General features: G+C 63.5%; 21 protein-coding genes. 18 read left to right on the plus strand and 3 right to left on the minus strand.

From position 1 onward, the window contains the following. Positions 1-69: 69 nt before the first annotated feature. The 18 genes from BG83_RS0103085 to purF all read left to right on the plus strand — a co-directional run bounded on the left by BG83_RS0103085 (position 70) and on the right by purF (position 19,883). Positions 70-357 (plus strand): succinate dehydrogenase assembly factor 2, encoded by a 288-nt coding sequence (locus BG83_RS0103085; protein ID WP_009241006.1) that lies wholly within the window; start codon positions 70-72, stop codon positions 355-357. A gap of 123 nt (positions 358-480) precedes the next feature. Continuing rightward, positions 481-1,782: a citrate synthase gene (gene gltA / locus BG83_RS0103090; RefSeq protein ID WP_024975345.1), complete on the plus strand. Its 1,302-nt coding sequence runs from the start codon at positions 481-483 to the stop codon at positions 1,780-1,782. Between the two features lie 216 nt (positions 1,783-1,998). Then, positions 1,999-3,408, plus strand: coding sequence for a 3-isopropylmalate dehydratase large subunit (leuC, locus tag BG83_RS0103095; RefSeq protein WP_024975346.1), 1,410 nt, complete (start codon positions 1,999-2,001; stop codon positions 3,406-3,408). A 23-nt stretch (positions 3,409-3,431) separates the two neighbouring features. Then, positions 3,432-4,082 (plus strand): 3-isopropylmalate dehydratase small subunit, encoded by a 651-nt coding sequence (gene leuD, locus BG83_RS0103100; RefSeq protein ID WP_024975347.1) that lies wholly within the window; start codon positions 3,432-3,434, stop codon positions 4,080-4,082. 29 nt (positions 4,083-4,111) lie between these two features. Then, a complete protein-coding gene (leuB, locus tag BG83_RS0103105) occupies positions 4,112-5,182 on the plus strand; it encodes a 3-isopropylmalate dehydrogenase (RefSeq protein WP_024975348.1) in 1,071 nt (356 codons plus the stop codon). 81 nt (positions 5,183-5,263) lie between these two features. Further along, a complete protein-coding gene (locus BG83_RS29540) occupies positions 5,264-5,440 on the plus strand; it encodes a hypothetical protein (RefSeq protein ID WP_155954077.1) in 177 nt (58 codons plus the stop codon). Between the two features lie 82 nt (positions 5,441-5,522). Beyond that, positions 5,523-6,626, plus strand: a complete 1,104-nt coding sequence (gene asd / locus BG83_RS0103115; RefSeq protein WP_024975349.1) for an aspartate-semialdehyde dehydrogenase — start codon at positions 5,523-5,525, stop codon at positions 6,624-6,626. Between the two features lie 387 nt (positions 6,627-7,013). Next, positions 7,014-9,929, plus strand: a complete 2,916-nt coding sequence (tapV, locus tag BG83_RS0103120; RefSeq protein WP_024975350.1) for a FimV/HubP family polar landmark-like protein TapV — start codon at positions 7,014-7,016, stop codon at positions 9,927-9,929. Between the two features lie 83 nt (positions 9,930-10,012). Further along, on the plus strand, positions 10,013-10,837 hold the full coding sequence (gene truA, locus BG83_RS0103125; protein WP_024975351.1) for a tRNA pseudouridine(38-40) synthase TruA: 825 nt from the start codon (positions 10,013-10,015) through the stop codon (positions 10,835-10,837). Continuing rightward, positions 10,834-11,553, plus strand: coding sequence for a phosphoribosylanthranilate isomerase (locus tag BG83_RS0103130; protein ID WP_268747326.1), 720 nt, complete (start codon positions 10,834-10,836; stop codon positions 11,551-11,553). The genes truA and BG83_RS0103130 overlap by 4 nt, the downstream gene beginning before the upstream one ends. Before the next feature lie 95 nt (positions 11,554-11,648). After that, positions 11,649-12,842, plus strand: coding sequence for a tryptophan synthase subunit beta (gene trpB / locus BG83_RS0103135; RefSeq protein ID WP_024975353.1), 1,194 nt, complete (start codon positions 11,649-11,651; stop codon positions 12,840-12,842). A 16-nt stretch (positions 12,843-12,858) separates the two neighbouring features. Continuing rightward, positions 12,859-13,680, plus strand: coding sequence for a DNA-methyltransferase (locus BG83_RS0103140; protein WP_024975354.1), 822 nt, complete (start codon positions 12,859-12,861; stop codon positions 13,678-13,680). 15 nt (positions 13,681-13,695) lie between these two features. Then, positions 13,696-14,493, plus strand: coding sequence for a tryptophan synthase subunit alpha (gene trpA / locus BG83_RS0103145; protein WP_024975355.1), 798 nt, complete (start codon positions 13,696-13,698; stop codon positions 14,491-14,493). A gap of 30 nt (positions 14,494-14,523) precedes the next feature. Further along, positions 14,524-15,396 (plus strand): acetyl-CoA carboxylase, carboxyltransferase subunit beta, encoded by an 873-nt coding sequence (gene accD / locus BG83_RS0103150; RefSeq protein ID WP_024975356.1) that lies wholly within the window; start codon positions 14,524-14,526, stop codon positions 15,394-15,396. Positions 15,397-15,488: 92 nt separating this feature from the next. Then, the gene (gene folC, locus BG83_RS0103155) at positions 15,489-16,787 is read left to right on the plus strand and encodes a bifunctional tetrahydrofolate synthase/dihydrofolate synthase (RefSeq protein WP_024975357.1); all 1,299 of its coding nucleotides are present in this window, start codon (positions 15,489-15,491) and stop codon (positions 16,785-16,787) included. A gap of 13 nt (positions 16,788-16,800) precedes the next feature. Continuing rightward, positions 16,801-17,661 (plus strand): SPOR domain-containing protein, encoded by an 861-nt coding sequence (locus BG83_RS0103160; protein WP_024975358.1) that lies wholly within the window; start codon positions 16,801-16,803, stop codon positions 17,659-17,661. Positions 17,662-17,751: 90 nt separating this feature from the next. Continuing rightward, on the plus strand, positions 17,752-18,249 hold the full coding sequence (locus BG83_RS0103165) for a CvpA family protein (RefSeq protein WP_024975359.1): 498 nt from the start codon (positions 17,752-17,754) through the stop codon (positions 18,247-18,249). 98 nt (positions 18,250-18,347) lie between these two features. Beyond that, positions 18,348-19,883 (plus strand): amidophosphoribosyltransferase, encoded by a 1,536-nt coding sequence (gene purF, locus BG83_RS0103170; protein ID WP_024975360.1) that lies wholly within the window; start codon positions 18,348-18,350, stop codon positions 19,881-19,883. Positions 19,884-19,951: 68 nt separating this feature from the next. On the opposite strand, the gene BG83_RS0103175 is transcribed toward purF, so the two are convergent. The 3 genes from BG83_RS0103175 to BG83_RS0103185 all read right to left on the minus strand — a co-directional run bounded on the left by BG83_RS0103175 (position 19,952) and on the right by BG83_RS0103185 (position 22,108). Then, complete coding sequence (locus BG83_RS0103175) at positions 19,952-20,773, minus strand: ABC transporter permease (RefSeq protein WP_024975361.1); 822 nt, start codon at positions 20,771-20,773, stop codon at positions 19,952-19,954. 11 nt (positions 20,774-20,784) lie between these two features. Then, a complete protein-coding gene (gene nodI / locus BG83_RS0103180; protein ID WP_024975362.1) occupies positions 20,785-21,747 on the minus strand; it encodes a nodulation factor ABC transporter ATP-binding protein NodI in 963 nt (320 codons plus the stop codon). Positions 21,748-21,907: 160 nt separating this feature from the next. After that, positions 21,908-22,108 carry a glycine zipper 2TM domain-containing protein gene (locus tag BG83_RS0103185; RefSeq protein WP_004634401.1) on the minus strand — a complete coding sequence of 67 codons (201 nt, stop codon included), beginning with the start codon at positions 22,106-22,108 and terminating at the stop codon, positions 21,908-21,910. Positions 22,109-22,209: the final 101 nt, after the last annotated feature.

Below are 22,209 nucleotides of genomic sequence, written 5' to 3' on the forward strand. Positions count from 1 at the left end.
CGCGAGTCAGCGCACTTTGGCATTGTGTGTCGCCGGAGCGGTTTCTCCGGCGACGCATTTTTAGGAAGTATGGTTGCTGTGAACACTCCGACGTTCTCCCATCAGTCCGATCCGCACAAGCGTGCCCGTTTGCGCTGGCGTGCCCGACGCGGCCTGCTTGAGAACGACATCATCGTCGAGCGCTTCTTCAACCGCTACGAGACGGAACTGTCGGACGACGACGTTGCCGCACTCTCGCAGTTGTTCGAGCTTCCCGACAACGACCTGATGGATCTCCTGCTTGCACGCAAGGAGCCGGAGGGCGAACTCGACGTGCCTCACATCCAGCACGTCCTGACCTTGCTGCGCTCGGTCTGAACCGGCGCGCGAGAGGTTGCCGCAAGACGAATCGGTCCAGCCGCCCCCCGGCCGGCGCCCCTCGATCCGTCTGGCGGGAGTCTCCCGACTTCATTTTTATAAACAGCAGAGAAGGAAACCGACATGACGCCGTCCGAAGTGAAAGCCACCCTATCGTTTTCCGATGGCTCGCCCAGCGTCGAGCTGCCGATCTACAAGGGCACGGTTGGCCCGGACGTGATCGACATTCGCAAGCTGTACGGTCAGACGGGCAAGTTCACGTACGACCCCGGCTTCATGTCGACCGCGTCGTGCAATTCCAAGATCACCTACATCGATGGTGACAAAGGTGAGCTGCTGTATCGCGGCTACGCCATCGACGATCTGGCCAGCAAATGCGATTTCATGGAAATCTGCTACCTGCTGCTGAAGGGCGAGCTGCCCAACGCCAAGCAGAAGGAAGAGTTCAACCATGTGGTGACGAATCACACCATGGTGCACGAACAGATGCAGTTCTTCCTGCGCGGTTTCCGTCGTGATGCCCACCCGATGGCCGTGTTGACGGGCCTGGTTGGTGCCATGAGCGCGTTCTATCCGGACGCTGCCAACATCAATGACCCGCGCGAGCGCGAAATCTCGCAGATCCGCCTGATCGCCAAGCTGCCGACGCTGGTGGCCATGGCATACAAGTACAACATCGGTCAGCCGAACATCTATCCGCAGAACAACCTGTCGTACACGGGTAACTTCATGCGCATGATGTTCGCCACGCCGTGCGAGGACTACAAGGTGAACCCGGTGCTGGAGCGCGCTCTGGACCGCATCTTCATTCTCCACGCAGACCACGAGCAGAACGCTTCGACGTCGACGGTGCGTCTGGCCGGCTCGTCGGGCACGAACCCGATCGCAGCAATCGCCGCCGGTATCGCTTGCCTGTGGGGGCCGGCGCACGGTGGTGCGAACGAAGCCGCCCTGAACATGCTGGAAGAAATCGGCTCGGTGGACAAGGTTCCCGAGTTCATCAAGCAGGTCAAGGACAAGAACAGCGGCGTGCGCTTGATGGGCTTTGGCCACCGCGTGTACAAGAACTACGACCCGCGCGCCAAGCTGATGCGCGAAACCTGCCACGAAGTGCTCGAAGAGCTGGGTCTGCACAACGACCCGCTGTTCAAGCTGGCCATGGAACTGGAAAAGATCGCGCTGGAAGACGAGTACTTCGTCAGCCGCAAGCTGTACCCGAACGTCGACTTCTACTCGGGCATCGTGCAGCGCGCGCTGGGCATTCCGTCGTCGATGTTCACTTGCATCTTCGCGCTGGCCCGCTCGGTGGGCTGGATTGCGCAGTGGGAAGAGATGATCACCGATCCGGAATACAAGATCGGCCGTCCGCGCCAGTTGTTCAACGGCGCAGCAACCCGCGAAGTGCCGTCGATCGACAAGCGCTAAGCCAGGCTGGTTGTTTCACAGAAGCCCCGCACGGGAAACCGGCGGGGCTTTTTGTTGCCCGTAGGTGCTGGAAGGGCCTTCGCGAAATGGCGAAACCCCCTTTCGTCAGTCACGTCCGGTGCCCAATGCACCGGGTGGCATAATCGATCACTCCCCACGAAACTGCTCGCGCAGCGGCCCTGAATTTCAATGGGCGCGTTGTGCACGGATCGCATCATGGCCAAGACGCTCTACGACAAACTTTGGGACGATCACGTCGTTCATACCGAAGAAGACGGCACGACCGTCCTCTACATCGATCGTCAACTGCTGCACGAAGTGACGAGCCCGCAGGCGTTCGAGGGCCTGAAACTGGCCGAGCGTCCGGTGTGGCGCATCAGTGCCAACTTGGCTGTGTCGGATCACAATGTGCCGACTACCGACCGCTCGCACGGCATTGCCGATCCGGTTTCCAAGCTGCAGGTCGATACGCTTGACGCCAACTGCGACAGCTACGGCATTACGCAATTCAAGATGAACGACAAGCGTCAGGGCATCGTGCACGTGATCGGGCCGGAGCAGGGCGCGACGCTGCCGGGCATGACGGTGGTGTGCGGTGATTCGCATACCAGCACGCACGGCGCATTCGGTGCGTTGGCGCACGGCATCGGCACGTCGGAAGTCGAGCACGTGCTGGCCACGCAAACGCTGCTCGCCAAGAAGAGCAAGAACATGCTCGTGAAGGTGGAAGGCACGTTGCCGCGCGGCTGCACGGCCAAGGACATCGTGCTCGCCATCATCGGCAAGATCGGTACGGCCGGCGGCACGGGCTATGCCATGGAATTCGGCGGCTCGGCCATCCGCGCGCTGTCGATGGAAGGCCGCATGACGGTGTGCAACATGGCAATCGAAGGCGGCGCACGCGCAGGCATGGTCGCCGTGGACGATGTCACGCTGGAATACATCAAGGGCCGTCCGTTCGCGCCCCAGGGCGTGGAGTGGGAGCAGGCGGTCGCCTATTGGCGCACGCTGCATTCCGACGAAGGTGCGCACTTCGATCAGGTCGTCGAGCTGCGTGCTGAAGAGATTCGCCCGCAGGTGAGCTGGGGCACGTCGCCGGAAATGGTGGTCAGCATTGAAGACCGCGTGCCGGATCCCGACAAAGAGAAAGACCCGAACAAGCGCAACGCCATGGAGCGCGCGCTCGAATACATGGGCCTGCAGCCGAACGTCGCCATCAGCGACATTAACATCGACAAGGTGTTCATCGGCTCGTGCACTAACAGCCGTATCGAAGACATGCGCGCCGCAGCGTGGGTTGTGCAGAAGCTGGGTAAGCGCATTGCCTCGAACGTGAAGCTGGCGATGGTCGTGCCGGGCTCGGGCCTCGTGAAGGAACAGGCCGAGCGCGAAGGGCTGGACAAGATCTTCAAGGCGGCAGGCTTTGAATGGCGGGAGCCGGGTTGCTCGATGTGCCTCGCGATGAACGCTGATCGCCTCGACCCGGGCGAGCGCTGTGCATCCACGTCCAACCGCAACTTCGAAGGTCGTCAGGGCGCGGGTGGCCGCACCCACCTGGTCAGCCCGGCGATGGCCGCTGCAGCCGCGCTGGAAGGTCACTTCGTCGACGTGCGCAAGCTCGCTTGAGCGACAGGTTAGAGAGAGCAATCATGGAACAATTCACCATCCACACCGGCCTCGTGGCCCCGCTCGACCGCGAGAACGTCGATACCGACGCCATCATCCCGAAGCAATTCCTCAAGTCGATCAAGCGCACGGGTTTCGGCCCGAACCTGTTCGACGAGTGGCGCTACAAGGACGCCGGCGAGCCCGGCCAAGACAACAGCAAGCGTCCGCTGAACCCGGACTTCGTGCTGAACCAACCGCGTTACAAGGGCGCCTCCGTGTTGCTGGCCCGCAAGAACTTCGGCTGCGGCAGCTCGCGTGAGCATGCGCCGTGGGCGCTGCAGCAGTATGGCTTTCGCGCCATCATCGCGCCGAGTTTTGCGGACATCTTCTTCAACAACTGCTTTAAGAACGGCCTGCTGCCGATCGTGCTGACGGAGTCGCAAGTCGATCATCTGTTCAACGAAACGCAAGCCTTTACCGGCTACCAGCTGACCGTCGATCTGGACAAGCAGATCGTTGTCACGCCAGGCGGTACGGCGTATCCGTTCGACGTCACGGCGTTCCGCAAATACTGCCTGCTGAACGGCTTTGACGACATCGGTCTGACCCTGCGCTATGCCGACCAGATCAAGGCTTACGAAGCGCAGCGCCTGGCCAAGATGCCGTGGCTCGCGCACAAGCTCGTCGGCTGAGCTGACACCAGAACAACAAGGACAACCACATGACCAAGATTGCAGTGTTGCCGGGTGACGGCATTGGCAAGGAAATCGTCGCCGAGGCCGTGAAGGTGCTCAAGGTACTGGGCGAGTCATTCGAGATGGAATTCGCCCCCGTGGGCGGCGCAGGCTACGAGGCCAAGGGCCATCCGCTGCCCGAAGACACGCTCAAGCTCGCCAAGGAGGCTGACGCCATCCTGTTCGGTGCCGTGGGCGACTGGAAGTACGACACGCTGGCTCGCGAACTGCGCCCCGAGCAGGCCATTCTCGGCCTGCGCAAGCATCTGCAGCTGTTCGCTAATTTCCGTCCGGCGATTTGCTATCCGGAGCTGGCCGGTGCATCGAGCCTGAAGCCGGAGATCGTGTCTGGTCTCGACATCCTGATCGTGCGCGAACTGACTGGTGACATCTACTTCGGCCAGCCGCGCGGCGTGCGTTCGGCCCCGGACGGCGCGTTTGCCGGTGCGCGCGAAGGCTTCGACACGATGCGCTACAGCGAGCCGGAAATCCGCCGCATCGCGCACGTCGCCTTCCAGGCTGCCGCCAAGCGCGGCAAGAAACTCTGCAGTGTCGACAAGGCCAACGTGCTCGAGACGTTCCAGTTCTGGAAGGACATCGTCACCGATGTGCACAAAGAATATCCGGAAGTCGTGCTGTCGCACATGTACGTCGACAACGCTGCCATGCAACTCGTGAAGGCACCGAAGAACTTCGACGTGATCGTCACCGGCAACATGTTCGGTGACATCCTCTCGGACGAGGCCGCCATGCTGACGGGCTCGATCGGCATGCTGCCGTCGGCGTCGCTCGACGCGAACAACAAGGGCCTGTATGAGCCGTCGCACGGCTCCGCGCCGGACATCGCAGGCAAGGGTATTGCCAACCCGCTGGCGACGATCCTGTCGGCGGCGATGATGCTGCGCTATTCGCTGAACAAGGCCGAGCAGGCTGATCGTATCGAAACGGCTGTCAAGAAGGTGCTGGCGCAGGGCTACCGGACCGGCGACATCCTGACGCCGGGCTGCAAACAGGTCGGCACTGTGGAGATGGGCGACGCGGTGGTCGCTGCCTTGTAAATCAAAGCATGCGTTGCGGTGCCGTCACATGCGGCGCCGCAATCGTCATTTTTTCGGCGGACATATGTTGCAGTGCATTGTGTGGCCGCCAAATCGTGTATATTTTTGCAGATGATCTCGATCGCGCTCCCCGTCCTCGTACTGGGCATTCTGGGCACCCTGGCTATCGCCGCCAAGGGCACCGCCGCGCGCGCTCGCATGACGCCTGTCGAGATTCGCACGACCACGAAAATCATTACCAAAAAAACGATCTCGTAGATCGTCCGTCGTGTCCGTTCGCCTTCCCCGCGCGGTCACGCCGGGCGACCGAGGCGGGGAAAATCACTAGAGGTTCACAATCATGAAGGTAGGTCTCGTCGGTTGGCGCGGCATGGTTGGCAGCGTGCTGATGCAGCGCATGCAGGAAGAAAAGGATTTCGACCTGATCGACACGGTGTTTTTCAGCACCAGCAACGCCGGCGGCAAGGCGCCCGCATTCGCCAAGACGGATGCGCCCCTGGCTGACGCCAACGACATCGAAGCGCTCAAGGCATGCGACACGATCATCACGTGCCAGGGTGGTGACTACACCACCGAAGTCTTCCCGAAGCTGCGCGCCGCGGGCTGGAACGGCTACTGGATCGACGCCGCCTCGACGCTGCGCATGGAAGATGATGCCGTGATCGTGCTGGACCCGGTCAACCTGTCGCTCATCAAGAACGCGGTGGCCGCTGGCACCAAGAATTTCATCGGTGGCAACTGCACCAATTCGATTCTGCTGATGGGCGTGGGCGGCCTGTTCCGCGAAGGCCTGGTCGAGTGGGTCAGCTCGATGACCTATCAGGCGGCTTCGGGCGGTGGCGCAAACCACATGCGCGAACTGCTCAAGGGCATGGGCGTGATCCATGGCGCCGTGGCTGATGAGCTGGCCAACCCGGCATCCGCCATCCTGGACATCGATCGCAAGGTTGCCAAGACCATCCGCGAAGACGTGCCGACCGAATTCTTCCCGGCGCCGCTGGCTGGTGGGTTGATCCCGTGGATCGACAAGCAGCTCGACAACGGTCAGTCGAAGGAAGAATGGAAGGGCCAGGCCGAGGTCAACAAGATCCTGGGGACGGCGCAGACGATTCCGGTCGACGGCCTGTGTGTGCGAATTGGCGCAATGCGCTGCCACAGCCTGGGCCTGACGCTGAAGCTTAAGCGCGATCTGCCGCTCGAAGAAATCGAGCAAATCATCCGCTCGGGCAACCCGTGGGTGAAGTGGGTGCCGAACGACCGCAGCATCACCGAGAAGGAACTGACGCCGGCGTCCATCACTGGTGGTCTCGAAATCGGCGTGGGCCGTGTGCGCAAGCTGAACATGGGGCCCGAGTATGTGAGCGCCTTCGTGATCGGCGACCAGCTTCTGTGGGGCGCTGCCGAGCCGCTGCGCCGTACGCTGCGTATCCTGCTGGGCAAGTGATCCGGGCTTTGCTTTCCTCGTCGGGCCGGGCATCGGCAGCTGTCGTTGCGGCCTGACAACAGAAAGTGCGCTTTTTCTACCAACGCCGCGCGGCCTGCGCGGCGTTGTGCCATCTGGACGCCCACGGTCTGTAACGTTGGTACACAATAGCGGCCGGAACGCTGTCCGCCCATTCGTGGGGTGGACGGGGCACGGGGAAGGGTTAGCGCCACATGAAGCACGCGCATTCCGGGGGGTACGTCGGGTGCTTCAGAATCTCGCCAATTGTGTCGTTTTCATAAAGATTGACGGCGGTTCTTATCCAGCACTTCACTTTTTAGGTGAACTTGCTGCGCTAACTCGTTGATGTTAAGTTCGTTTGCACATTAAAAGATAACGGAGTCGAAGGTGAGGGTGAGCCAATACCGCCGGAGAGAATCGTCCCATCGCAGTCCTCGCTGGTCGGCCGTCGCGTTTGCTGCGGCGAGCCTGCTGCTGATTCAGCCCGCTGCGCAAGCGGCCGGTTTCGGCGCGTTGCACGTGCGTTCCAGCCTCGGCCAGCCGTTGCAGGCCGAAATCGATCTGACCGGCGTGACGCCCGAAGAGGCGCAAAACCTGGTCGCCAAACTGGCTGCGCCGGACGCTTATTCGCGTGCCGGTCTGACCTACAACCCGATCGTCTCCTCGCTGCGTGCTTCGCTGGAGCGCCAGTCGAATGGCAACTACGTGGTGCGTCTGCGTTCGACCCAGCCCGTCGCCGAGCCGTTCGTTGATGTCCTGGTTGACCTGAACTGGGCGAGCGGCCACGTTTCGCGCGCTTATACGTTCCTGCTGGACCCGGTAGGCTCCAGCAATACCGCGCAGAATTTTGCGCCGACGCCGGTGGTGCAGGCCACAACGCCGGGCGCCGCTGAATCGGCGCCGGGTGCTTCGACCGCGCAGCCGCAAGCTGCAGCCTCGACTGCAGCCGCGCCGGCACCAACACGCCAGCCCCGCGCTGCTCGCCAAGCTGTGCGTGCCCAGCAAGCGGCTCCTGCTGCCACCGCACCGGACGCTACACCCGGTGGTTCGTACACCGTGCAGCGCGGCGATAGTCTGTATGACGTGGCATCGACGGCTGCTCAAGGTCAAGACGCCGTGTCGCTCGACCAGATGCTGTTGGCCCTGTATCGGAACAATCCCAACGCTTTCATTGGTGGCAACATCAACCGACTGCGTACCGGCTCGGTGCTGAAAGTGCCGTCGCAGGCCGAAGCGCAGAAAACGCCTGCGCGCGAGGCACGCCGCGAAGTCATTGCGCAGACGTCTGGCTTTGCCGGCTATCGCAACCGCCTCGCAACGGCGGCTGAAGCCAACGCTGCCACGGATACCGACTCCGCCCGCCAGCAGAGCGGCAGTGTGTCGGCCCGTGTGCAGGATCAAGCCACGCCTGCTGCCAGCGGCCGTGACGAACTGCGTCTGTCCAAGGCTGACCGTACCGGCAAGGCCGGCTCGACTGCTGCCCGTGATGAGGAACTCGTCGCCAAGGAGCGCGCGCTCAAGGAAATGGAATCACGCGTTGCACAGTTGGAGAAGAATCTCTCTGACATGCAGCGCCTGGTTGAATTGAAGAACGCTGAACTGGCCAAGGCTGCCAGCGCTGCCAAGCCGGCTGCTGGTGCTGCGCCATCGACGGCCGCTCCGGCAGTGGCGGCGGCCAACGCGCCGGCTCCCGCGCCGTCCGCAGCGTCTACGTCTGCCCCGGCCCCTGCTGCTGCAGCGCCGGCAGAAACGGCCGCTGCTGCTCCGGCTTCGTCGGCAACGGCTGCTGCGGCGGCTTCCGCGCCGGAAGCCGCATCAGCGCCAGTGGCGGCAGCTTCGGCACCGCAAGCGGCTGCCAGCGCACCGGTTGCTGCTGCGTCGGCTCCTGCTGCCGCGCCGAAGAAGGCGCCGGTGGTTGTGGCTCCGCCGCCGATTCAAGAAGAATCGTTCCTCTCGTCGCTGCTGGGCAACCCGATGGCCCTGGGCCTTGGCGGCTTGGTGGTCGCCTTGCTGGGTGGTCTGGTTGTGTATCGCCGTCGCCAGCAGAAGCCTGAGCAGGCACATGGCTTCCAGGACAGCCTTCTGTCGCAGGAAAGCACTGTGATGGCGGGCGCCAACTCGCTGTTTGGCGCAGCCGGTGGTCAAAGCGTCGACACCTCGCAGCACAGCGTGTTCGGTGCGGATTTCCGCATTGGCGGCGGCAACGAGAGCAATGAAGTCGACCCGATTGCCGAGGCCGATGTCTATATCGCCTACGGGCGCGACGTACAAGCCGAAGAAATCCTGCGCGAGGCCCTGGAGCAGCATCCGGAGCGCCAAGCCATTCGCCTGAAGTTGATGGAAATTTACGCCAATCGTCAGGACGCCCATGGCTTCCAGACCATTGCTGAAGAGATGCTGGCGCAAGTCGGCGCGGCCTCGTCGGAATGGGCAGAGGCTGCTGCGATGGGCCGCAAGTTCGATCCGGCTAATCCGCTGTATTTGACGGTGCAGGGTGACGGAAGCCATCCGGGTGCCGAAGCGCATGCAGAGCCGAGCCACGCTGGCGCCGCAGTGGCAGGTGCCGCTGCCCTGGCCGGTGTGGGCGCCGCGGTGGCTGCCGAGGCCTTCAGCCCGACAGTGACGGGTCAGACCACCCGCCGCGGGGACGACTGGACCACGCTGTCTCCGGATCTGGACCCGTCCTCGCCGTCGACCAAGGCACCGCAGCTGGCCGATTTCGATCTGCCGCTGGAGTCGTTCCCGGCGCCGGCAGCAGGCGAGCCGATCACCGCGCCGGAAGAAGCATCGGACATCTTCAGGGTGCATGCCGAACCAGAAACGGATCTGCCGCAGTTCAACGCGCACGCTGGCGAGGCTTATCAGCCCGTCGCCGCGCCCCCGCTGCATATGGATCTGTCGGACTTGTCGCTGGATCTGAACCCGACGCCGCCTGCCGCAGAAACGGCTGTTCCGGCAGCTCCGGTTGCCGCGGAGGAAAGCCTGCCGAGCTGGGCCCAGCCGACCGACCTGTCGCAGGCTCCGATGCACTTCGAGTCCGAGCCGCATCACGCAGAGCACGCCGAGGTCGCGAACGATGAGCCGCAATCGGCCATCCGTCTGGACACCAACCTGCCGCACACGCTGTCCGGCGAGCATGGTGCCGATGGTGTGCGCGATCTGCAGATCAAGTTCGATCTGGCCAAGGCCTACATCGAGATCGGCGACAAGGAAGGCGCACGCGAATTGCTGCAGGAAGTGCTGGACCTGGGCGATCCGTCGTTCCACGCAGAGGCGCAAGCCTTGATGCGCCAGATCGGCTGACGCAACGCGTTTTACGCCATCGACAGCGCCGGCAGGGTGGTATCCTGCCGGCGTTTTTCTTTCCGCACGAGGATTCACACGGCATGACGCGCATCGCGCTTGGCATTCAGTACGACGGTGCCGCGTTTTCGGGTTGGCAATCGCAGCCGCACGGCAACACCGTGCAGGATGCGCTGGAGGCGGCACTGCGGCAGTTTGCCGGCGTGGCGCTGCAGACCACGGTGGCCGGCCGCACCGATGCGGGTGTGCATGCGCTGGGCCAGGTCGTCCACCTGGATACCGACCTCGTGCGCGAGCCGTTCTCGTGGGTGCGCGGCACCAACGCCTTTCTGCCGCCCACGGTGGCCGTGCGATGGGCGCAGGAGATGCCGGAGGATTTCCACGCGCGCTTCTCCGCGCATCGCCGCACGTATTACTACGCGCTGACCTTCGGTCCGACGCGCGCACCATTGCTCGAAGACAAGGCCGGCTACGTGATGCTCCCGCCCGGCCAATCCCTTGACGTGGCAGCCATGAACGAGGCCGCGCAGGTACTGGTCGGTGAACACGATTTCTCGTCGTTCCGCGCGGCCGAATGCCAAGCCAAGTCGCCCGTCAAAACGATGTACTCGATTGAGGTGCGAGGCGAGGGCGAATGGGTATTCGTGCGCATTCGCGGCAGCGCGTTCCTGCACCACATGGTGCGCAACATCATGGGGTGCCTGGTGGCGATCGGGCGCGGCCGGCAGCCCGCGTCGTGGATGCGCGATGTGCTGGCTGCCCGCAGCCGCGTAGCCGCCGCCCCGACTTTCATGCCCGACGGGTTGTATCTGGCCGAGGTCGGCTATCCTGATGCCTTCTCGTTGCCGGCATCTCCGGCATCGTCCAGCCTGTTTCGTGGCGTGTTCGACGAACACGCAGGCCCGTGAATTCCGCTTCCACCATGCCGTTGCACCGTACCCGTATCAAGCTGTGTGGCCTGACCCAGCCGGCCGACGTCGACCACGCCGTCGAGCTCGGCGCCGATGCGATCGGGCTCGTCTTCTATCCGCCCAGCCCGCGTTACGTCGCCGCTGAACGTGCGGCAGAGCTGGCCCGCCGTGCTGGCCCGTTCGTCACCGTGACAGGCCTGTTCGTCAACGCCAGCGCGGACGACGTGGCGCGCGTGCTCGACCAAGTGGCGCTTACGCTGCTTCAGTTCCACGGCGACGAGCCGGCAGAGCTGTGCGCCGAGATTGCCGGAAAGGTGGGGCTGCCGTGGCTGCGTGCCCTGCGTGTTCAGCCCGGGGCCGATTTGGTAGAATTCGCCGATCGGTTTGCTGCTGCCCAAGGCCTGCTGCTCGACGCATTTGTTGAGGGCTATGGCGGTGGCGGCCACGTATTCGACTGGACCCTCATTCCTCCGCAATGGCTCCCGCAATCGCCATCCTTGCCAACCACAAGCGCCGCTCCTCGGCTCGTTTTGAGTGGTGGGTTGAGCGCGCAAAACGTCGCTGGCGCGATTGAACGCGTGCGGCCGTACGCTGTTGACGTCAGCAGCGGGATCGAGGCCGCACGGGGCGTGAAAGACCACGCCCGGATGACCGCATTTGTGCGTGCGGTCCGCGAGGCCGATGCGGCCCTGGGCGCATCGGTTCAGGCCTGAGCCGATCTGGCAGGTTTCTCGCGACGTACGCCTTCCTGAATATCTCTGCCGACAGGTCTTCACCCTGACCTCGGCGGATGCCTCGAGAGATTGCCATGTACAACCTTCCCGACGCCCACGGCCATTTCGGCCCCTACGGCGGCACCTTCGTTGCGGAAACGCTGTCCCACGCGCTCGATGAATTGCGCGACGCCTACGCGCGCTACCAGCACGATCCGGAATTCATCAGGGAATACGAATACGAGCTGAAGCATTTCGTCGGCCGCCCGTCGCCCATCTATCACGCACGCCGCCTGACCGAACACTGCGGCGGCGCGCAGATCTACCTCAAGCGCGAAGACCTGAACCACACCGGCGCGCACAAGGTGAACAACGTGATCGGCCAAGCGCTGCTGGCACGCCGCATGGGCAAGCCACGCGTGATTGCTGAAACTGGTGCCGGCCAGCACGGTGTGGCGACCGCCACGATTGCTGCGCGCTACGGCATGGAATGCGTCGTCTACATGGGCAGTGAAGACGTGCGCCGCCAGGCCGCCAACGTCTATCGCATGAAGCTGCTGGGCGCGACCGTGGTGCCGGTGGAGTCGGGCTCGCGCACGCTCAAGGACGCGCTGAACGAAGCGATGCGCGACTGGGTGACCAACGTGGCTGACACCTTCTACATCATCGGCACGGTGGCGGGCCCGCATCCGTACCCGATGATGGTGCGCGACTTCCAGGCCGTGATCGGCGAGGAATGCAAAGTGCAGATGCCTGAGATGATCGGGCGCCAGCCGGACGCCATCATCGCCTGCGTGGGCGGCGGCTCCAACGCCATGGGCATCTTCTACCCGTACATCGACCATGCCGACGTGAAGCTGATCGGCGTGGAAGCGGCGGGGGAGGGCATCGAGACCGGCCGTCACGCTGCGTCGCTCACGGGGGGCTCACCGGGCGTGCTGCACGGCAACCGCACCTATCTGCTGCAGGATGAGGACGGCCAGATCATCGAGACGCATTCGATCTCGGCCGGGCTCGATTATCCGGGCGTCGGCCCGGAACACGCGTGGTTGAAAGATGTGAAGCGCGCGGAATACGTCGGCATTACCGACAAGGAAGCGCTGCAGTCCTTCCACGACCTGTGTCGCATGGAGGGCATTATCCCGGCGCTGGAATCGAGCCATGCGCTGGCGTATGCGTGCAAGCTGGCGCCGACGCTGCCGAAGGACAAGATCCTGCTGGTGAACCTGTCCGGCCGCGGCGACAAGGATATGCATACCGTCGCCGAATTCTCCGGCATCCAACTCTAACGGCACTGGCACACGCATGACCGAGCGCGCCATCGACGGCATCTTCAACGAGGACTGCATTACCGGGGTCGAGCATCTGGCCGACGGCAGTGTGGACCTCGTCATCGCAGATCCGCCGTACGGGCTGGGCAAGGATTACGGCAACGACTCCGACAAGCTGTCGGGCGATGCCTACCTTGCCTGGTCCGAACGCTGGATCGATGCGGTGCGGCCGAAGCTGGCGCGCAACGGATCGCTCTACCTGTTCTGCACGTGGCAATACGCGCCGGAACTGTTCGTCATGCTCAAGCGACGCCTCACGATGGTCAACGAGATCATCTGGGACCGCCGCGTGCCCAGCATGGGGGGCAGCACGCGCAAGTTCTCGTCGGTGCACGACAACATCGGCTTTTTTGCTGCTTCGCGCGATTACTACTTCGACGTCGATGCCGTGCGCATTCCGTACGACGCCGAGACGAAGAAAGCGCGCAGCCGCAAGCGTTTTGAGGGCAAGAAGTGGCTGGAAGTCGGCTACAACCCGAAGGACGTGTGGAGCGTATCGCGCCTGCACCGGCAAGACCCGGAGCGCGCTGAGCATCCGACACAGAAGCCACTGGAACTGGTGGAACGCATGATCCTGGCAAGCTGCCCGCCGGGCGGCCTAGTGCTGGACCCGTTCCTGGGTAGCGGCACCACGGCTGCGGCCTGTGCGCGGCTTGGACGCCGCTTCGCCGGCTTCGAGATCAACGCTGATTATTGCCGCGTGGCGCGCGAGCGTGTGGCTGCCGTGCATGCCGCCGCCGAATTTGCCGCCCAACCGACTGAATCTCTGGCGCCCGACACCATCAAGGTCGCCTGACACACTGATCCCGCTATGTCCCGCATTGCTCAAACTTTTTCGCAGTTGTCCGCACAGGGTCGCAAGGGCCTGATTCCGTTCATCACGGCGGGCGATCCGTACCCTGAGATGACCGTCGACCTGATGCACGCGCTGGTCAAGGGCGGCTCCAACGTCATCGAACTGGGCGTACCGTTCTCAGACCCGATGGCCGACGGCCCTGTCATCCAGCGTGCGTCAGAGCGCGCATTGGCTAACAAAGTTGGCCTGCGCACGGTGCTGGAATACGTGCGCGCATTCCGCACCACAGATTCAACGACGCCCGTGGTGCTCATGGGCTACGCCAACCCGATCGAGCGCATGGGCGTGGAGGCCTTTGCGAAGGCTGCATCCGAAGCCGGCGTGGACGGCGTGCTCGTGGTCGACTATCCGCCCGAAGAGTGCGAGGCCTTTGCCAAGACCATGCGCGCCGCCGGCATTGATCCGATCTTCCTGCTGGCGCCCACGTCTACCGAGGCGCGCATCGCGCAGATTGCCCGCGTGGCGAGTGGCTACATCTACTACGTGTCGCTCAAGGGTGTGACCGGCGCGGCCACAATCGACCTCGACGCGGTGGCCGCGCGCATCCCGCAAATCCGCCAGCACGCGCGGCTGCCGGTGGGTGTCGGTTTCGGCATCCGTGATGCGGCAACAGCACGTGCGATCAGCGGCGTGGCCGATGCGGTGGTCATCGGATCCCGCATTGTGCAATTGCTTGAAGAAGCACCTCGCGAACAAGCGGTACAATACTTGACTGATTTCATCGCGGAGATTCGCCAGGCGCTCGACGCCTGATCTCGGCGACATTGCATTCAAGGAGCACGCATGAGCTGGCTGGACAAACTGCTTCCGCCCAAGATCCAACAGACCGATCCGTCGCAACGCAAGGGCATTCCGGAAGGCCTCTGGGTCAAATGCCCGGCCTGCGAGTCGGTGCTGTACCGTACCGACGTCGAAGCCAACCTGCACGTCTGCCCGAAGTGCGACCACCATATGCGCATTGGCGCGCGTGCCCGTCTGGACGCGCTGCTGGACGCCGAAGGCCGCTATGAGCTGGGCCAGGAGATCCTCCCGGTCGACGCGCTCAAGTTCAAGGACAGCAAAAAGTACCCCGACCGCATCAAGGCGGCCATGGATAACACCGGCGAGACCGATGCCATGGTCGTGATGGGCGGCGCCATCCATGCGCTGCCGGTGGTGGTGGCGTGCTTCGAGTTCGAGTTCATGACGGGCTCGATGGGCTCGGTGGTGGGCGAGCGTTTCGCGCGTGGCGCGCAGATGGCGCTGGAACAGAAGGTGCCGTTCATCTGCGTGACGGCGTCGGGCGGCGCGCGCATGCAGGAAAGCCTGCTGTCGCTCATGCAAATGGCCAAGACCACTGCGATGGTCCAGAAGCTGGCGCAAGCCAAGCTGCCGTTCATCAGCGTGCTGACCGATCCCACCACGGGCGGTGTGTCAGCCAGCTTCGCATTCATGGGCGACGTGGTGATCGCCGAGCCCAAGGCAATGATCGGCTTTGCCGGCCCGCGCGTGATCGAGCAGACCGTGCGCGAGAAACTGCCGGAAGGCTTCCAGCGCGCTGAGTTCCTGCTGACAAAGGGTGCCATCGACATGATTGTCGATCGTCGCAACATGCGCCGCGAGATCGCCGAGCTCCTGGCGCTCCTGCAGAAGCAACCGGCCGACGCACTGGCCTGATGCAGCACATCTGTTGAACCGAAGCGCGGGCGTGAGTCCGCGCTTCTTGTTTTTGCGCGGCCCATTTCCTGAAGCCGCGCCACCTATTTCGCATGCCTACATTCGACACGCTGCCCGACTGGCTCGCCCACCTGGAAACCGCACACCCGGTTGGCATCGACATGGGCTTGGCCCGCATCAGTCGCGTGCGCGATGCGCTCGGGTTGGAATTCAAGTCAGTCGTCTTCACGGTGGGCGGCACCAATGGCAAGGGCTCGACCTGCGTGATGCTGGAGGCGATCCTGCTGGCGGCCGGCTACAAGGTGGCTTGCCATACTTCGCCGCACCTGATCGACTTTAACGAGCGTGCTCGCGTGAATGGCGAGATCGCCACAGACGCGATGTTGCTGCCGCACTTCGAAGCGGTGGAGCGTGCACGCTGCAGCTTTCCCGAGCCCGTCAGCCTGACCTACTTCGAATTCACCACACTGGCGATCATGCATCTGTTCGCCAATGCGGGTCTTGATGCGGTGATCCTGGAAGTCGGCCTGGGCGGCCGGTTGGATGCGGTCAACATTGTCGATACCGATTGCGCCATCATCACCAGCGTCGATCTCGATCACATGGCCTACCTGGGCGATACCCGCGAGGCGATCGGTTTTGAGAAAGCCGGCATCTTCCGCGCAGGCAAGCCGGCGATCTGCTCTGACCCAGTGCCGCCGATTTCCCTGGTCAAGCACGCTGAGGCCATTGGTGCGGATCTTTGGCTGATCGGCCGTGATTTCAACTTCCAGGGTGACAAGCAGCAGTGGGGCTTCGGCGGGCGCGGGCGCCGTTGGCCGAGCCTGGGCTATCCGGCATTGCGCGGGGCAAACCAGTTGCTGAACGCTTCGGCGGCGCTGGCTGCGCTGGAATCGGTGCGCGACCGGTTGCCGATCTCTGCGCAGGACGTGCGTCTGGGGTTGTCGCAGGTGTTGCTGCCGGGGCGCTTCCAGGTTCTGCCGGGGCGTCCGTCCGTCATCCTGGACGTCGCACACAACCCGCACGCGTCGGCCGCGCTGGGCCAGAACCTCGAAAACATGGGCTTCTACCGTTACACCTACGCGGTGTTCGGTGCGATGCAGGACAAAGATATCGCCGGTGTACTCGCGCACATGCTCGACAAGGTCGACCACTGGTGCCTGACCGACTTGCCGACGCCGCGCGCCGCGAGTGCGGCAAGCTTGGCGCAGGCGCTGACCGACGCCGGTTTCCGCGCAGGCAAGGAATCGAGCGTGAGCACATTCAGCGATCCTGCCACAGCCTATCGCAACGCCATGGAGCGGGCCACCGAGGATGATAGAATCGTGGTCTTCGGATCGTTCTACACCGTTGCCGGCGTGCTGGCGGAGCGCAAGAGTCGCGCGCACTAAAACCGGGGCCCTCATGGGACTGTTTTCCATTTTCTCCTCCCGCAAGAACGCTGAAGGCGAACGCACTCGCGGCGCAGCCGCCGGCAGCGCTGCCGATGTGGCTCGCGATGCGGTGCGTGGTTCGCGCGCATCGTCGAATGCTCGCAGCCGCGCCTCCCGTCGCACCGACGATGACGACGACGGTCTTGATCCCGAACTTCCGCAAAAGCAACGCGCTCGCCGTCGGCTGATCGGTGCCTTGGTGCTGGTGGGCGCCGCCGTGATCGTGTTGCCCCTCGTGTTTGATGCCAAGCCGCGCCCCGTGACCGATGCCGTGGCCGTGCAGATCCAGGATCAGCCGGTCGATCGTGGTGCCAAGGCCTCGGCCGATGAGCCGAAGGTCGCCAGCCGGCGTTCCGCGTCCCGTCCTGCAACCTCGTCGGCGGATCAGGTGCAGGCGCTTGACCAGGGCGAAGAGGTTGTCGCAAGCAACGACGCGCCGCTAGCGGCTCAGAACCCGCAGCCTGCAGCCAAGCCCGCGACACCGCCCAAGCCTGTCGCCAATCTGGCGCCACCTGCTGAATCCAAGCCCGCAACGAAACCCGCCCAACCGGCCGCCCAGCCCGCACAGCAAGCGGCTGCAACGAGCACCGATGCCAGCGGCGGCAAGTTCATTCTCCTGATCGGCGCGTTCGCTTCCGAGGACCGCGCCCGAAATTGGCTGGGCAAGCTCAAGGGCGAGAAGATCCCCGGTTACATCGAACACAAGAAGGTGCCTGAGAAGGGCGATCTGGCCTTGCTGCGAGCGGGTCCGTTCAACGATCGTGCATCCGCCGAAGCGGCGCAGAAGCGTGCCGAGCAGATTGGCCTGACGCCGAAACTCGTGCAGCAATGACAATGCGGCCGAACGTGTACGCAGCGCGCTCGCCAGATTTGCTGATTCGTCACGCCGCATTCCGCCTCAGTCCATCCAAGCCGCTGCCAGATGCAACCGACTTTCTTTGACTACGGCGTGCTGTTCATCATCGTCACGTCGGCGCTGATTGGGTTGTTTCGGGGGCTGATCCGCGAAGTGCTGGCGTTGCTCGGGTGGTTGTTTGCCGCATGGGTGGCGTACACGTTTTCAGGCGTGGCGGCGGGCTGGATGCCGGAATCGCTGCCCGGTGGGCCGGTCGCACGCACCGTTCTCGGTTTCGTCCTACTGTTTATCGTGACGGTGATTGCAACTTCGCTGGTGGGTGCGCTGCTTTCGGCAGCGCTGGCGAGCGCGGGGCTCAAACCGGCTGATCGCGGTCTGGGTATGGTGTTCGGGCTGGCGCGCGGTGGCGTGATCATCCTCGTGTTGATAACGGTGGCCGGCTTTACCAGCCTGCCTGAGCAGCCGTTCTGGCGCGATGCGATTACGCGGCCCTATGCGGAGCAGGCAGCGCAAGCGGCCAAGCCACTGTTGCCCCCGGATGTCGCGAAGTATGTTCACTATTGATCTGGGACGCCTGGCCACAAGCTAGGCAATCCGGGAAGCTTTTTCGGCGCCCGCAACGGGTGTGGGCGCCACCAAATACGTTCTCGCTGGAGTTCGACATGTGCGGTATCGTTGGGGTGGTCTCAGCCACACCCGTCAATCAGCTGATCTACGACAGTCTGTTGCTCCTGCAACACCGGGGGCAAGACGCGGCGGGCATTGCCACCGCGTCAGGCAGCACTTTCCACATGCACAAGGCCAATGGCATGGTGCGTGACGTGTTCCGCACGCGCAACATGCGCGGCCTGCCGGGCACGAGCGGCATCGGTCAAGTGCGCTACCCGACGGCAGGTTCCTCCAGCGAGGAAGAGGCCCAACCGTTCTATGTCAACGCGCCGTTCGGCATCGTGCTCGCACACAACGGCAACCTGACGAACTCCGATCAGTTGCGCGATGAGATGTTCCGGCGTGATCGCCGCCACATCAACACGCAGTCCGACTCCGAAGTGCTGCTGAATGTGCTGGCCGACGAGCTGCAACGCGCCAGCAACGACATCCCCCTGAATCGCGATTCCATCTTCACGGCGGTGGAAGGCCTGCACCGCCGCGTGCGCGGTTCGTATGCCATCGCTGCCGAGATTTCCGGCTACGGCGTGCTGGCGGTGCGTGACCCGTTCGGCATCCGTCCGCTCGCGCTGGGCAGCCAGGAGACGCCGGAGGGCGGCATCGAATACATGGTGGCCTCGGAATCCGTGGCGCTGGAAGGCATCGGCTTCAAGTTCGAGCGCGATGTGGCCCCCGGCGAAGCCATCTTCATCGACCTCGAGGGCAAGCTGCACACCAAGCAGTGCGCCGCGAACCCGGTGCTTTCGCCGTGCATTTTTGAATACGTGTACCTCGCCCGTCCGGATTCGCGCATGGACGGTGTGTCGGTGTACGATGCGCGCCTGCGCATGGGCGATTACCTGGCCGAAAAGATCAAGCGCGAGGTGACCGACAAGATCGACGTGGTGATGCCGATCCCGGATTCGTCGCGTCCGGCTGCAATGCAAGTGGCCAACCACCTGGGCGTGCCGTATCGCGAAGGTTTCTTCAAGAACCGCTACGTGGGCCGCACCTTCATCATGCCGGGGCAGGCGGTGCGCAAGAAGTCCGTGCGCCAGAAGCTCAACGCGATGGCGATCGAGTTCAAGGACAAGAACGTGCTGATCGTCGATGACTCCATCGTGCGGGGCACGACGTCGTCGGAGATCGTGCAGATGGCGCGCGATGCCGGCGCGAAGAGGGTGATCTTCGCTTCTGCCGCGCCGCCGGTGAAGTTCCCGAACGTGTACGGCATCGACATGCCGACGCGCGGCGAACTGGTGGCTTATGGCCGCACGCACGAAGAGATTGCCAAGATCATCGGCGCAGACCAGCTTGTGTATCAGGACGTGGAAGACATGAAGCGCGCCGTGCGCGATGTCAATCCGGCGCTGAAGGATTTCGATGCGTCATGCTTTGACGGCAAGTACGTGACCGGCGACATTGACGAGGCGTACCTCGATCGCCTGGAGGCCGCGCGCAACAGCTCGGCCAAAGCTGATCGTGAGAATGCGCAGAACGATGATCCGCGTACGCAATTGCATCTGCAGCGCTCCGCCGTGAACGAGTGAGTCTCGAACGCAGCAAAGAAAAGCCCGTCATCGCGACGGGCTTTTTTGTTGGCTGTTCGGGCCGCACCTTACTTGAGCATGCGACGACGCAGCAGCCACAGGCACAGCAGCAACGCGCCAACGGCGTACAGCAGCAGCACGCCGAGGTGCAGCAGGATGTTGTCGGGCGTGCGGCCCAGCATGAGCGGGCGGATCAGATCCACTGCATGTGGCAATGGCAGGACGCTCGTCGCCGCGCGCACGGGCGCCGGCAGTTGCGACAGTGGGAAGAACACGCCAGAGAGCAGCATCATCGGCGTGATCACCAGCGTCTGGTAGAACATGAAGAAGTCGTAGTTGGGCGCAAGCGCCGTCATGTTCATCGCCAGGCAGGCAAAGGTGAAGCCGGTCAGCACGATGACGGGCAGGGCCAGCAGTGCCTGCGGCATCGACGCATATCCGAGCGCGCCCGCCACCAGCATGATCGCCAGGCCTGACAACACCGACTTGCTGGCGGCCCAGAACAGCTCACCGAGGACCACGTCGCCCAGGCTGAGCGGTGCGTACAGAATTGCTTCCCACGTACGTTGCACGTGCATGCGCGAGAACGCGGAGTACATCGCTTCGAAGCTCGCCGACATCATCGTGCTGGACGCCACCGTGCCGGCGGCCAGGAATGCAATGTACGACACGCCGTCGACGCGCCCGACCAGCAGGCCCAGGCCGAGGCCGAGGCCGAACAGGTAGATCATCGGGTCGGCCAGGTTGCCGGCCATCGACGGAATGGCCAGCTTGCGCCACACCATGAAGTTGCGCAGCCAGACGTACTGCCAGTTGCGAAAGTTCAGTGGCAGCAGCGGCTGCGGAAAAGCCTGGTTGTGCGTTGGAGTGAGTGCGGTTTCAGTGGACATGGGTGATTCCCTCAGTCGCGCATTTCGCGGCCGGTCAGGCGCAGGAACACATCTTCGAGATTGGCCGGGCGGTGCAGGTAGCGCAGCCCCGGCATGGTGTGCGTTTCTGCTTGCGTGCGCAGCGCGGCCACCAGCGGCTGCGGGTCGCGTGCATAGCAGAAGAGCGTCTCGCCACTGGTTTCGACGCGATCCGCCAGCGGCGTGAGCAGCGTGCGCAGGGCGTTGAGGTCGTCGCCATAGACTTCAACCACATCGCAGCCGATTTCGCGCGCGATGAGTTCTTGTGGCTTGCCTTGCGCGATCTTCCGGCCGTTGTCGATCACGCAAAGCTCATCGCACAGGCGCTCGGCTTCTTCCATGAAATGCGTGGTCAGCAAGATGGTCTTGCCCGCTGCGAGCAATGAGCGCAGGCGCTCCCAGATCAGGTGTCGCGCTTGCGGGTCGAGCCCCGTGGTGGGCTCGTCCATGACGAGGATGTCAGGATCGTTGATCAGCGCGCGGGCTACCGTCAGCCGCCGCTTCATGCCGCCCGAGAGCGCGCGTACAGGCGCATCGGCTTTCTGTTCGAGCCGCGCGAACTCCAGCAGGGTAGGGATGCGCTCGCGGATGGTGGCGGACGACAGGCCAAAGTAGCGTCCAAAGATGCGCAGGTTTTCCGAGACGGAGAAATCAGGATCGAGATTGTCGAACTGCGGCACCACGCCCACGCGCATGCGTGCACGGTGCGCGGCTTCGGGGACGGGCTCGTCGCACAGTCTCAGGCTGCCTGCATCGGGCATCGTCATGCCGAGCAGCATGCGCAGCGTGGTGGTTTTGCCGGCGCCGTTGGGGCCGAGCAGGCCAAAGCACTGGCCGCGCCGAACGCTGAAGCTCAGGTTGTCGACGACAGTCTGGTCGCCGTAACGTTTGCGCAGGCCTTCGACGCTGAGGATCGGTGTGCTGCTCACGCCAAAACCTTCTTGCTCGTATCGCACATTGCCTCCGTTGCAAAACGCCGATTATGCGCCGGCATTGGCATATGCGTATGAGGGGAATGTGCCATGACATTGCGCCGCTCTCAGGCAACAAAAAGGGCCAGGCGACATGCCTGGCCCGAGCTTGCAGCGCGCGCATCGCTGCGCGCTCTGGCGGGGGTTACTTGGTGACGGCGTTACCGACCACGCCACCCAGTGCCGCACCACCCAGCGTGGCGCCCGGACCGCCCCAGATGGCCGCCCCGGCGACACCACCTGCGGCTGCGCCTAGCGCAGTATTGCGCTGCTTTGGCGTCATGTCCGCGCACCCGCTGACGGATGCCAATGCGGCCGCCAGAATCAAGGATACGAAGGCACGCATAACAAACTCCTTTTGTCGTCTGTGTACCTTCATTCAAGAGCATGCACGCCGCTATGTGCAGGGCAGGCTGCCTGAAACGCTTGTCAGCCGATTCCCACACC

Origin of the sequence: Ralstonia pickettii, assembly GCF_000607165.1 — a bacterium.
GTDB lineage: Bacteria > Pseudomonadota > Gammaproteobacteria > Burkholderiales > Burkholderiaceae > Ralstonia > Ralstonia holmesii.

Bases quoted from the DNA above. Each gene is read 5' to 3' on its own strand.
- BG83_RS0103160 (WP_024975358.1), top strand. From the start codon at position 16,801: ATGGGACTGTTTTCCATTTTCTCCTCCCGCAAGAACGCTGAAGGCGAA.
- accD (WP_024975356.1), top strand. From the start codon at position 14,524: ATGAGCTGGCTGGACAAACTGCTTCCGCCCAAGATCCAACAGACCGAT.
- leuD (WP_024975347.1), top strand. From the start codon at position 3,432: ATGGAACAATTCACCATCCACACCGGCCTCGTGGCCCCGCTCGACCGC.
- BG83_RS0103165 (WP_024975359.1), top strand. From the start codon at position 17,752: ATGCAACCGACTTTCTTTGACTACGGCGTGCTGTTCATCATCGTCACG.
- BG83_RS0103175 (WP_024975361.1), bottom strand. From the start codon at position 20,773: ATGTCCACTGAAACCGCACTCACTCCAACGCACAACCAGGCTTTTCCG.
- truA (WP_024975351.1), top strand. From the start codon at position 10,013: ATGACGCGCATCGCGCTTGGCATTCAGTACGACGGTGCCGCGTTTTCG.
- trpB (WP_024975353.1), top strand. From the start codon at position 11,649: ATGTACAACCTTCCCGACGCCCACGGCCATTTCGGCCCCTACGGCGGC.
- leuB (WP_024975348.1), top strand. From the start codon at position 4,112: ATGACCAAGATTGCAGTGTTGCCGGGTGACGGCATTGGCAAGGAAATC.
- trpA (WP_024975355.1), top strand. From the start codon at position 13,696: ATGTCCCGCATTGCTCAAACTTTTTCGCAGTTGTCCGCACAGGGTCGC.
- BG83_RS0103185 (WP_004634401.1), bottom strand. From the start codon at position 22,108: ATGCGTGCCTTCGTATCCTTGATTCTGGCGGCCGCATTGGCATCCGTC.
- leuC (WP_024975346.1), top strand. From the start codon at position 1,999: ATGGCCAAGACGCTCTACGACAAACTTTGGGACGATCACGTCGTTCAT.
- purF (WP_024975360.1), top strand. From the start codon at position 18,348: ATGTGCGGTATCGTTGGGGTGGTCTCAGCCACACCCGTCAATCAGCTG.
- folC (WP_024975357.1), top strand. From the start codon at position 15,489: ATGCCTACATTCGACACGCTGCCCGACTGGCTCGCCCACCTGGAAACC.
- gltA (WP_024975345.1), top strand. From the start codon at position 481: ATGACGCCGTCCGAAGTGAAAGCCACCCTATCGTTTTCCGATGGCTCG.
- BG83_RS0103140 (WP_024975354.1), top strand. From the start codon at position 12,859: ATGACCGAGCGCGCCATCGACGGCATCTTCAACGAGGACTGCATTACC.
- asd (WP_024975349.1), top strand. From the start codon at position 5,523: ATGAAGGTAGGTCTCGTCGGTTGGCGCGGCATGGTTGGCAGCGTGCTG.
- BG83_RS0103085 (WP_009241006.1), top strand. From the start codon at position 70: ATGGTTGCTGTGAACACTCCGACGTTCTCCCATCAGTCCGATCCGCAC.